This is a genomic window from Aerosakkonema funiforme FACHB-1375 (assembly GCF_014696265.1).
In the GTDB taxonomy this organism is placed as follows: Bacteria; Cyanobacteriota; Cyanobacteriia; order Cyanobacteriales; family Aerosakkonemataceae; genus Aerosakkonema; species Aerosakkonema funiforme_A.
In genome coordinates this window covers 26,006-37,892 of record NZ_JACJPW010000082.1, presented here as the reverse complement: position 1 = coordinate 37,892, position 11,887 = coordinate 26,006, and the positions used below count along the sequence as shown (strand labels likewise).

Below are 11,887 nucleotides of genomic sequence, written 5' to 3'. Positions count from 1 at the left end.
TGTCAATTTTTACAATACATTTGTACTATCCGTGGGTAGCGATCGCACTCCTGCAAGTGCCTTAACAAAAGTTCATACAGTGTCGATTACTTTTGTCCGACTACTTAGCGACTTTACGGGATTCTATTTTCAAGCAGCAAACTTAAGTGGAACCACACTGATTAATGTTAATTTCTCTGAAGCCAATCTTTATAAAGCTTTACTGAATTACGCGGACTTAAGTTATGCCGATTTGTATCAAGCTTACCTGCGCGAAGCAGACTTGCGCGAAGCAAATTTATTTAAAGCAAAGTTGAATGAAGCTAACTTAATGCTGAGCAACTTGTGTGGAGCTTCCCTCTGGAAAGCTACGTTATGTAATGCCAACCTCTGGGCTGCTTCTCTGTGCGATGCAGATTTGAACGAAGCCGACCTCAGAAAAGCTAAGTTGGTAGAGGCATCACTGATTGGAGCCAATCTTTTTGCAGCCAATTTAAGTGAAGCAAAGCTGTGGGGAGCGAGCATAGGTGAAGCTAATTTAACTCAAGCTAATTTGACAGGAGCAGATTTACGTTGGGCAAATTTGAGCGGTGCAGATTTAACAGAGGCAGACTTGCGCGGCGCAAATCTCGACAATGCCAATCTCACAGGTGCAAAGCTCGATAAAACTATTATGCCCGATCCAGCTATGCAGCCCGGGAAACCGATCGTATCCTGTCCGCTCACTAACTTTGTCTGCGATTTGCGGCTTTTTGCAAGCACTCAGGCTTAAGCTAATTGCTAATTGCGATCGGTATAGAGTAATTTCAGGCGTTAAATTTTAGATGTTTAATTTTTCACTCGTAATCTAAATTTACAATTTGAAATTAAGCGTGCCGATTCCTTAGTAAATAGATGCTTTTTAAGTTGTTGTCAAGTTAGAAAGTCGGCTAGTTATTCTTAACTTTGCAACTTTTCTGCTTGACAACTGATATTTGTTTATTTGGCAGCCAATGCTAAAGTAGATTAGTCTGCGGGTCGGCCCTAAATTAACGACAGACTATTTTTTTTGCAGCGTGGAGCTATAAAATTCATCCAAACTAGAAAAAGTTTCAAGAACTCGATCCAAACCAGTAAGTTCAAATAAAATCCTGACTTGATCGTTTAAAGAGCAAATGAAAACCTTGCACCCAGCAGAGCGAATCAATTTGAAAACCTCGACTAGAGCCATTAACCCTGAGCCGGTAATAGATGTTAGATTCTTCAGATCGAGCAAAACAATACTGGCTCCTGCCTTAACAATATCCTCAATTTCTCGATAAAACTGAGTAGCTACATTGCTGTCGGAAACATCAGGATAATGGACAACCTTGACAACTTGATTCATATTCCAAGCCTCGATTAGTAGTTGAAATTGTTGCAATCTCGCTAGTTTGTAATTGGCGTTAGCCTGCCCAAGCACCTAACGCTTAGTAAATAGCCGATCGCATTGTCAAAACAGATGTTTGCCGTTACGCTGGGCTGAAGATAACAATAACCACTTGTGGTGGTATTTGATTTAAAATGTATCATTCTGTTTCGACATATTCCTCTATCTGAAGATATGGCTCTGCGTACAAAAGTAGTACAAGCCTAATTTTAGTTGGCAAAGCTAATGCTATAAGATAGCTTATCAAGCCATCTTGAATTTTTTTTGTATTAAAAGTAACAAATTTATTTTGGCTTCCACTTATACTTTAGATATAAATAAAGTCATTCTTTAGCTCGAAATAAATTTTTCGTTTTTTTCTCAAAAACCTGTATTTTTACGCTGTAAATACAGGGAGCAATTCTGCTTAAAATAAAGTGAATGACGCGCTTGTTAAGGTAAAGGTTTCCTATTCTTGAAAACCTCTACCCATAGCTTACACCAAATGTTTTTTCAACAATTTTTTGCGAAATCATCAATAGCTATTAAAATCAAAACCTACTCAAAACCATTTGACTTAGTTTCATCTTTGATTGCCTCTGTTAGTTTAGTACCAGATAAAGAGCGATGGTTGTACCCTCCTCCGGAAGACTTTTGGATATCTTCTTTGATGGTATCAAGATCGATGTAACGATCGGCAACATTGAGTAAGCTTTCGCTAGTCATAGAGCGCAACCCTACCACTTCCACTCTTGCTCCCCGGTAACTAACCGCATTCACCGCATAGGCTAAATCGCCATCACCGCTGACTAAAATAGCAGTATCGTAATAATCTGCTAAAGTAACCATATCTACAGCTATTTCTACATCTAGGTTACCTTTTCTAGAGCCGTCTGGGAGTTGAATTATATCTTTGGTGATCAGGCGATAGCCATGACGACGCATCCAATATAAAAAACCATGTTGCTTTTCGTTTGTGGGATCTACTCCGGTGTAAAAGAAACAGCGCAACAGGGGAGAACCATCGGTTAAATAGCAAAGTAGTTTGAGATAGTCAATTTCAACACCTATTTCTAAAGCTGCATAGAATAGATTAGAACCATCAATAAACACCGCTATTCGACCGCGATTTGAACGATTAAAATCGGCAATCTCGCCAGCATTTACTGCGTCATTTGGCGCAGCAATATTTAAAGTTTCGGCCAATGACAAATCTAAATTATCAGGATGAAAGCTTTTCCCAGGATCGGTATGCTGCATTTCTACTCCTGATTTGTTTGAGATTAGTCCGCTACTATACCTGTTTTTTTCTTTGGACTGAGTTTCGATTGGCTCTATGTGCTTTATCAAAGGTTCCGCAAGGGGAGATGGCGCTGGGTGGGATAAGCGCGATCTCATCGGTTTTACTTTTGGTTGGTGGGTTTGCTTAAAGATATACATCTGTTTATCTCTCCTTGAATTTCTTCTTCATACAATATTATCTTTGTGCTGCTGCCTGCTGTACGCATACTCGGTATTTAGCCTATCCTTTCCGCAAAAAAATTGTTAGGATATCGAGTGGAATTTTTTCGCTCACCTTGGAGCAGCGCAAAAGCAGCTATGAAATACAGTTCCTGATTTTTATTCGCTTGATTTATGTGGCAACGGTTGCCATAATTAATCTTTTCGCTCATGTTATCGGTATGTTTTTAAATTGTTGTCCTTAATAAGCAAGGTAACTGCTTTAGTTTTACTAAATTTCTACCGCAAGAACAGGATTGTTTTCTACCAAAAGAACAGTTTTAATGTAAAGTAAATCTGTATATAATAATACACAATGGGTCTATGCTAAGAAATAAAGTTGAATAGGAGCGTGGAAAAATCAAAAGGATAGCTATCTTTATTTTGTCTTTTCGCTCGCAAGCCCTACGCTACTCAGAAGTTGAGGCTTAGGGTTATTTTCGATCGCTTGCTTTAGGCATAGCAGTAGTTTGCGCCTAATGGCAGAGATTGATAATTTCGGCGATCGCTACTATCAACACAAGACAAAGATATTGAAAATTATTTAGTACTCTTGACAATAGAACATAATTATGATATTAAATTTGACGCTTACGCCTACAATGGCAAAGACCACAATAGCTTTGTGTTTGGCTGGACTCCCTAAGTAAAGCTTTAGAACGATCGCTTAGTTATGATTGGCTTACCTACTTTAGGATTTAGCTGGCCATAGCGTGCTGCACGACATATAGCACCTGATTAGCTAGACTACCTCTGTTGGCTAATAGTCGAAAAAGTCAGAACAATGGTGCAAAAACCGCTCTGGAATTTCTGGACTAGCACCAAAATGAAGATGTAGGTACGAAGCGTGAACGCGGTGCTTGAGCCATCCTTCAGATGTTGGTAAACTGGGGGAATTATATCCCCGTAGCTCAAACAAAGGATTCGTCGGTGCTACAGATAAACTAGAGCGGTGAAATTCATGTCCCCAAACTGTTGCACCAGCGGGTAGCAGGGGAGTGTGTTGCAAAGCAGTTGCTTGCCGATAACCTAATGTTAGATGAGAACCCATCACAGCTATTGTTGGCAATACTTCTACCATAGGCCAAGATTTGCGATCGAAATCTACGATTTGCTCGCACAAATACATTAAACCGCCACACTCTGCATAAGTGGGCATTCCAGATACAATTGCTGTCCTCACTGCATTGCGTGCTGAGTAATTCAACGATAATTCTTCTGCGAATATTTCTGGAAAACCGCCACCGAAATAAAGCCCTTGGACTCCCGCAGGTATTCCAACATCAGTAAGCGGACTCCAAGGCACAAGTTCTGCACCTAATTCTGCAAGTAAGTCTAAATTCTCCTGGTAATAAAAATTAAAGGCGCGATCGCGTGCAATGGCGATTTTAAATTTTGGATTTTGGATTTTGGATTTTAGATTGATAATTGGAAATTCTGGTTTGCACTTTAGCAGAGGTAATAGCCTTTCCCAATCAAAACAGGTGTGTCCCAAATGAGCCAGTTTTTCGATCGAAGCATCTAATTGGGGAAGTTCTGCTGTTGGTACTAAACCGAGATATCGGTCTGGAATAGTAATATTGTCCTGACGTCGCAATATTCCTAAAATCGCGATGTTTAAGGGTTCGAGAGCTTCTTTGAGCAGTTGCAAATGGCGATCGCTCCCCACCCGATTTAACACCACCCCAGCTAATTTTAGCTTGGGATCGAAAGAACGATAGCCATGTGCGATCGCCGCTACGGAACCGGATAAACGACTGCAATCAATGACCAGCAGCACAGGCAAGTTGAGCAGATGCGCTATGTGAGCTGTACTGGCAAAAGGGGAGACCTGGAGTGGGGGAGTGGGGGAGTGGGAGACTAGGCCGATTTCTTCTCTGCTTTCTTGCTTCACACCATCAAATAGCCCCATGACTCCTTCCACCAAGGCGTATTCAACACCTTGGGTATGACGGGCAAAACATTGTTGCACGTATGAAGCAGAAGTCAAAACCGGGTCTAAATTGCGACAGGGGAAACCCGTTACATACTGATGAAACATCGGGTCGATGTAATCGGGGCCTACCTTGAAAGATTGGACTTTGAGATTTCGACGCTGCAAAGAAGCCAATAGGGCAAGCGTGACTGTTGTCTTGCCCACCCCGCTGCGTTCGCCGGCAATAACTAAAGACATATGGGGAATTTTAAACTTGAGATTTAAATAAATTTCAAATTTCAGATTTCAAATTTCAGATTTAAATAAATTTGAAATCTGAAATCTAAAATTTGAAATTTCCCTATTCCCTATTGGCCAATTTGATAATTGCCGCCGTCACCGCCATACTTTCCTCATAGAGGCGATCGCGACCCCAGCGTTGCAACTGCTGACCCAACAGGTTTTCCGCCTTTTGGTCAAAAAGTGAAGTTACTTGTTGAATGCGGCAGGACTGGGCACCGCCGCCAGCTTCCATCCGCATACAACCACCAGTTTCCGAACACAGAACGGTACAGCAGTCAGCGTTGATATTCGTAGAAGTTAAACGCAAAGCAATCAGATCGCCGACAATATCACCCACATCTGCGGTAGGAATAGCTGCCAATTCCACTTGTACATCTCGGTCATCGGGGCCTGTAAATCGGATGCGCTTAATATCGTAGTCACCACCTTCCTGTTCGTAGGAGACGGGGTGCCATTGCAACCGACTCGCCAACCAGCCCAAGTACATTAGCGCCTGAGTCGTATTGCCTTTTTCGTAGTCGATCGTCACCCGGTCAACTTCTTTTACATAGGCGCGGCGTTCCGGGGGATCGAAAGCTTCTGCCGTCAACTCTTGCCATGCTGCCAGACGACGCCAGTTCAGGTCAGCGATCGGCAAGCCCGACTCCAACAAGTTTTGCACTTTCAGCAAATCTGCTTCTGGGTCGTGACACAGACTGGAGTCGATAATCACAGAATTGCAAGTTTCTGCCAGTCGCTTAAACAGGCTGTTTTCCGCATCCGGAGTTGCCTTCCACCAAAGGAATTTAGGCAATTCGCTAATCAGCAGTGCGGGAATCATCCCCCCAACACGTTCAATAGCGACTTCTGCGCCTCGAAGAGTGATGTATTCGCAACAGATCAAACTGGTGCGAGTTTGTTTTTGGATGGGGCAGTAGGCGGACACTTGAGCGATGACGCCTTCATCTTCTCCTGCCGTTGGGCAAAGGGCGATGATGCGGCAGGGATTGGTAGCGGCGATCGCATCTGCCACCCCAGCACCGGAAGCATCCAGTGCATACTGGGGAAGCGTACCGCCATTGCCATCTGCGGTTATGGTCTGCCCTCGTTTTTTGGCAGCTTCTTCCCGCAGTTTGGCCAGCGTTTCCGGGTTGGACTTGCCACTCACCGACAATCCGAAGGCTTTCTGAGCTGCCTCCAGCGCTGCCACGGTGCGCGGCCCATCAATGCCATCTACCGGCCCGGTGTAAAATCCCAAAGTAGCTAGCAGTTGTTGAGATTCCTCCGGTTCGTAAACTACCAAACTAAATGTTGCCGCCCTAGTCGCAGCAGGAAAAGCACCGTCTCCGCCAGCACTGTAACTTTGCCAGATTTGACTGAGTTCTGTCTCGATCTCAGCGATCGAGACATCTTTGGGCGCTTGCAAGGAAACGATCGGAGCAGATGTAGTAGCCATAGTTTGATTTTGGATTTTGGATTTTGGATTTTGGATTTGGCGCGAAGTGGGCGTCTTGGCGGTGACCGTCACGATGCCCACCTTCGCAAGAGAGGATTTCGGATTTTGGATTTTGGATTTAGAACAATTTTAGATTTGAGATTTTGGCTCGTCGATCGACCTCCCAGAAGCTTGCCAAATTTTCTATTCCCACGAGTTAACCCCAATCCAAAATCCAAAATCTCAAATCTAAAATTGTCAGGGTCTGCGCCAGCGACGACCGTCGCGGTTAATCAAAAGTTCGGCTTCCTTTGGTTCCCAAATTCCCGCTTCGTACTGGGGAATTTTGGCCGGATCGGTTGGGGATTCCCAGACTGTCAGGGCTGGGGTTACTACCCGCCAAGCTTCTTCGACTTCATCGGCGCGGGTAAACAAAGTTTGGTCGCCCAACATACAGTCGAGTAGAAGGCGATCGTATGCTTCGCTGCTTGCCTGTCCGAAAGCAGCACCATAGCGAAAGTCCATCTCTACAGTACGAGAGCGGACTTCCATCCCCGGCATCTTCACCTCAAATCGCAGGGCAATACCTTCATTTGGCTGAATTCGCATAGTCAACACGTTGGCGTTAACCTGTTGAGCTGCTGATTGAAATAACAAATACGGCACTTCGCGAAACTGAATGGCAATCTCTGTTACTTTTTTCGGCAGTCGCTTACCGGTTCTCAGGTAGAATGGCACACCCTGCCACCGCCAGTTATCGATCATCAGCTTTAGGGCTACATAAGTTGGTGTGGTGGAATTCGGATTCACCCCTGGTTCTTGTCGATATCCCGCCACAGGTTCGCCCTTCATCCAGCCGGCACCATACTGGGCTCGCACTGCGGAGAACTCCAGGTTACGCACATCTGCCAGGTGGGTGGCCTGAATTACTTTTACCTTTTCGCCGCGAACGCTGTCCGCATCGAGGGAGTTGGGGGGCTCCATCGCTGTCAGACAAAATAGTTGCATTAAGTGGTTCTGCACCATGTCCCGCAGCGCCCCGGAGGTTTCGTAGTAACCTGCTCGTTCTTCAACTCCCACGGTTTCGGCGACGGTAATTTGGACGTGATCGACAAATTGGCGATTCCACAAAGGTTCAAATATGGCGTTGGCGAAGCGAAACACGAGTAAGTTCTGAACGGTTTCTTTACCCAGATAGTGGTCGATGCGGTAAACTTGTTCTTCTTTGCAGGTTTGACGGACTACCCGGTTGAGGCTGCGAGCGGAACTCAAGTCGCGCCCAAAGGGTTTTTCGATTACCAGTCGGGTTTTGATGGGATCGTCGAGCATATGGGCTGACCCTAACTGGCGAATTGCTTCGGGAAAGAAGTTGGGCGAAACGGCTAGGTAGAAAACCCGATTTCCCCGCGTTCCCCGCTGACCGTCCAGTTCGCCCAGGAATTGTTTTAGTTTTTGGTAGCTTTCCGGTTTGTCCATGTCGCCGGAACAGTAGAACAAACCTGCGGCAAAGTCTTGCCAAAGTTCTTCAGAACCGATGCCATCCGAGAATTCCTCTATTCCTTCCCGCATCTGCTCGCGAAAGTAATCGTGGCTCCAATCTCGACGGGCAAAACCGACGATCGTCAGTTCTGGTGGCAGTCTGCGATCGCGTTTGAGGTGATATAGCGCTGGCACCAGTTTGCGTTGGGTCAGGTCTCCCGATGCCCCGAAGATTACCATGATTTGCGGTTCGGGGGTTCTTTCTTGTTGCAGTCCGACGCGGAGCGGATTTTCTAGGAGTGTTACCATTTATTTTTTTCCTTCTATAGCTTCGAGTCTTGCTAATACAGCTTCATATTTGGCGGTCATTTCTGCCAGTTGCTGAGTGAGGGAGCTGACTTGGGCGGTTAGGGTGTTAATTTGACCTTCATATTCAGCTTTCACCTCTTCTCGAATTTCAGCTCTGAGTTCTTCTCGGATTTTTTCTCGTTCGTAGGCAAGACGGCGTTCCCAATCGATATCTCGCTGTCTGAGTTCGGCTTTGAGTTGCCTGTTCTCTTCGCGCAGGCGCTCTAATTCAGCCGCCACCTCAGCAGCACGGCGTTCCCTGTCGAGATCCCTTTGCCTGAGTTGCTCCTTAAGCCGCTGATTCTCCAGGCGCAACTGCCCCAATTCTTCCGAAGCATCCCCAGAAGTTCGCCTTGTTGTTCGCGAAGACACTCGTCGGTCAACCAAGCGCTGAACAGCTGCACCAGTGGGAATGCCGTTGGGCGCTGACTCTACTGCTTCTTGCCAGATTTGGATTTGTAGTTCTGAGGGAAGTCCCTTTAGGGGACGAACTTGATTTTCCTTTGTAGGAATTTTGTGCGCAATTGCGCACAAATTTTCCATAACGTGGGCCGCGTCAATAAATTGATAAGCTGTTCGCCTTGCTATGCCCCACTTGTCTCGGCAGTAAGCGTCAAAGGTTTTGTGCGTTTCGCGATATAGTTTCTTCTCTCGAATCTCGTCGAGAGCCTTACCCACTTCGTAAAATGTCTGAAGTCCTTGTTCGATGACTGCTTCTAGTTCTTCCAGCCTCGCTTTTTCACCAGCATCGAGTTGGGCGTTGGCATAGTCGCTTTCTAAGATATCGTTTGCAGTTGACATAGCGGTGTACCCCGATCGCAATTGCTCTCAAAAGTGATAGGGGAGGAGAGAAATTCTCTTTCCCTTCTCCCTCTCGCTTCTCTCCCTAAACTGGCGCTAGGTGTTCGATCTTGTTTTCCAGCGAGTTCATCAGGGATTGGAAGGGCTGCACGAATTTCTCAATTCCATCCAGCAGCAGTTCATCCATCACCTTATTGATATCGATGTCGATGTCTGGGTCTTTGAGGCTTTCGATCAGTGTGTAAGCTTCTTCCACTTTGGTGTCAATGCGACTGGCGGCGTTGCAGTGATCCGCACAAGCTTCAATTGTGTTGGGTGGCAGGGTGTTGACGGTATCGGGGCCAACCAGCTCGTCAACGTACATGACATCGCTGTAGTGAGGGTCTTTGGTGCTGGTGGAAGCCCACAGGAGACGCTGGACTTTGGCACCTTTTGCGGCGAGTGCTTGCCAGCGGTCTGTTTTAATAATCTCCTTGTATTTTTGGTAGGCGATTTTGGCATTTGCGATCGCTACTTTGCCTTTCACCACTTTCAGTTTAGCTTCTTGGTCTACAGAGGTAACGCCTGCCTTTAACTTGTCGTCAATCCGCTTATCGATATTACTGTCGATCCGGCTGAGGAAGAAACTGGCTACTGAAGCAATGTTACCGATCTCCTTACCTTCAGCCGCCCGCTTTTCCAATCCTCGGATATAAGCCCATGCCGTATTCACATAGCTTTCCACCGAAAAAAGCAGGGTAACGTTGACATTGATTCCTTCGGAGATGACTTGCTCGACCGCAGGTAACCCAGATTCTGTACCGGGAATCTTGATCATCACGTTTGACCGACCGATTTCTTGGTAGTAGCGACGGGCTTCATTTATCGTAGCTTCGGTATCGTGAGCGATCGTCGGCGGTACTTCAATGCTGATATAACCGTCCAAACCGTTCGATTCCTCGTACACAGGGCGGAAGATATCGCAAGCATGGCGGATATCGTCAAAAACTAGCGATTCGTAAATCTTGTAAGTCGGTAATTGCTCGCGAATCCCCTTTTCGATATCGGCGTCGTAGATTTTGTTTCCATTAATCGCCTTTTCAAAAATGGCTGGATTGGAAGTTATGCCACGGATATCGCGAGTCTCGATCATTTTTTTGAGTTCGCCCGACTCGACCAAATCGCGGGTCAAGTTATCCATCCAGATACTTTGACCGTATTGCCGGATCTCCGATATATGATTCGTTGTCATTGTTTTCCTTTTTTACTCGTAACTACTTGTTTTGTCCGTCTTCGCAGCTTTAAATATTGCCGCGCTGTCCCGACGCAGTGTTTGGACATTTGTAACGTTGGTATTTAGCTATATGCAAGGTTGATGCTTGCCAACGTTTAAACTTTTCAATCTTTACGAACGAGCCATCATTTTTTCCTCGTTGGCTTCTTTTTTGCGTTCGCTGATGAAAGATTCCACTAATGCGACATCTTCTTTACTGCCGATAATCAGGGGTGTCCTGGCATGGAGTTTGTCTGGCACCGCATCCAAAATATCCTGGGTTCCTGTACTGGCACGACCGCCGGCTTGTTCGACTAAAAAGGCTAAGGGAGCTGCTTCGTAGAGGAGGCGTAATTTTCCTTGCGGTTGCTTGAGAGTTCCTGGGTACAAAAACACGCCACCCTGAAACAGAATGCGGTGGAAATCGCCCACTAGCGCTCCGCCGTAGCGAGCGGTGTAGCCTTCATGACGATGAACGTAGCGGATATAATCCCGAATGGATTCTTCCCACTGCCAAAAGTTACCTTCGTTGACGCTGTAAATAGGGCCGTGTTGGGGAATCTGGATATTTTCGGAAGAGAGGATAAACTCACCTAAGCTGGGGTCGAGGGTGAAGGAGTGGACGCCCTTGCCGATCGAATAAACCAACATGGTGCTGGGGCCATAGAGTATATAGCCGGCGGCGATTTGCTTGCGCCCACTTTGCAGTAAGTCGCGAGCGGAACCATCATCATCTATCCCTTCTTGCTGACGAATGCAGAAGATCGAGCCTACGTTGAGATTGCTATCTATATTAGATGAGCCGTCGATCGGATCGTAGAGCAGAGTATAGCGTCCAATTGGGCAGTTTTCTGGAATATAGTAGGGTTTTTCCATTTCCTCCGACGCAAGGCGACAGACAAGACCGCTCTGTTTGAAGACGGAGATAAAAACGTCATTGGCGTAAACGTCCATCTTTTTGACGGACTCTCCCTGCACGTTAACTTCCCCTGTGAATCCCAGCACGTTTGCCATTAACCCGGCTCTACTGAGATGCCGAGAAATCAGCTTTCCGGCGAGTGCAATGCGATTCATCAGGGAGCTGAGGTCTTGTGCGTCTGCCGAAAAGCTCTGAAGTTGCTGTAAGACGTGACGGGATAAGGTTGTACAGTCCCTGTCTAGGGCGCGTTCCTGAGCTAAAGGCCGATTCTCGTCTGCCATTGTTTTTATCCTTTCAGGGATAGCGATGAATGTCTGGGAGGTCAGCTTAACAGGCACTGACCCGATCGTTTCAATGCCCGATAGTCCTCCATTTCTATCTTAAGAAGGCTTTTTGGTAGAGCCCTCTAACTTTAGACGAACTAAAGAAATCGGATTCTCTGGGCGTGTGGTGGCGACTCTCTCTTTTGCTGCACAAATATTAATTTCAGTTTCTCCCGATCGCGAAACTACATTAGACATCTGGAAAAATTCTTGTGGGGTAGGCATCCTGCCTGCCTTTAAGATTATTTTCTGAAGATGTCTATTAGT

10 protein-coding genes are annotated in these 11,887 nt (G+C 46.0%); 1 reads left to right on the top strand and 9 read right to left on the bottom strand.

Annotated elements, in window-relative coordinates; all coding sequences use genetic code 11:
- Positions 1-79: 79 nt before the first annotated feature.
- Positions 80-751, top strand: coding sequence for a pentapeptide repeat-containing protein (locus tag H6G03_RS26015; protein ID WP_456057584.1), 672 nt, complete (start codon positions 80-82; stop codon positions 749-751).
- A gap of 267 nt (positions 752-1,018) precedes the next feature.
- Here the strand turns inward: H6G03_RS26015 and H6G03_RS26010 are convergent, their stop codons facing one another.
- From H6G03_RS26010 to H6G03_RS25970, 9 genes are all read right to left on the bottom strand, one after another.
- Positions 1,019-1,345: an STAS domain-containing protein gene (locus tag H6G03_RS26010; protein ID WP_190470787.1), complete on the bottom strand. Its 327-nt coding sequence runs from the start codon at positions 1,343-1,345 to the stop codon at positions 1,019-1,021.
- A 579-nt stretch (positions 1,346-1,924) separates the two neighbouring features.
- Positions 1,925-2,554: a LabA-like NYN domain-containing protein gene (locus tag H6G03_RS26005; RefSeq protein ID WP_322111976.1), complete on the bottom strand. Its 630-nt coding sequence runs from the start codon at positions 2,552-2,554 to the stop codon at positions 1,925-1,927.
- Between the two features lie 1,072 nt (positions 2,555-3,626).
- Positions 3,627-5,039, bottom strand: coding sequence for a cobyrinate a,c-diamide synthase (locus H6G03_RS26000; RefSeq protein ID WP_190470784.1), 1,413 nt, complete (start codon positions 5,037-5,039; stop codon positions 3,627-3,629).
- A 103-nt stretch (positions 5,040-5,142) separates the two neighbouring features.
- Positions 5,143-6,519 carry a glucose-6-phosphate dehydrogenase assembly protein OpcA gene (gene opcA, locus H6G03_RS25995; RefSeq protein WP_190470780.1) on the bottom strand — a complete coding sequence of 459 codons (1,377 nt, stop codon included), beginning with the start codon at positions 6,517-6,519 and terminating at the stop codon, positions 5,143-5,145.
- Positions 6,520-6,756: 237 nt separating this feature from the next.
- Positions 6,757-8,286: a glucose-6-phosphate dehydrogenase gene (gene zwf / locus H6G03_RS25990; protein ID WP_190470777.1), complete on the bottom strand. Its 1,530-nt coding sequence runs from the start codon at positions 8,284-8,286 to the stop codon at positions 6,757-6,759.
- Positions 8,287-9,126 (bottom strand): hypothetical protein, encoded by an 840-nt coding sequence (locus H6G03_RS25985; RefSeq protein WP_190470774.1) that lies wholly within the window; start codon positions 9,124-9,126, stop codon positions 8,287-8,289. It abuts the gene before it with no gap.
- A gap of 85 nt (positions 9,127-9,211) precedes the next feature.
- Complete coding sequence (gene tal, locus H6G03_RS25980; protein WP_190470771.1) at positions 9,212-10,357, bottom strand: transaldolase; 1,146 nt, start codon at positions 10,355-10,357, stop codon at positions 9,212-9,214.
- A gap of 153 nt (positions 10,358-10,510) precedes the next feature.
- Complete coding sequence (fbp, locus tag H6G03_RS25975) at positions 10,511-11,578, bottom strand: class 1 fructose-bisphosphatase (RefSeq protein ID WP_190470769.1); 1,068 nt, start codon at positions 11,576-11,578, stop codon at positions 10,511-10,513.
- 99 nt (positions 11,579-11,677) lie between these two features.
- Positions 11,678-11,845, bottom strand: coding sequence for a hypothetical protein (locus H6G03_RS25970; RefSeq protein WP_190470766.1), 168 nt, complete (start codon positions 11,843-11,845; stop codon positions 11,678-11,680).
- Positions 11,846-11,887 lie beyond the last annotated feature (42 nt).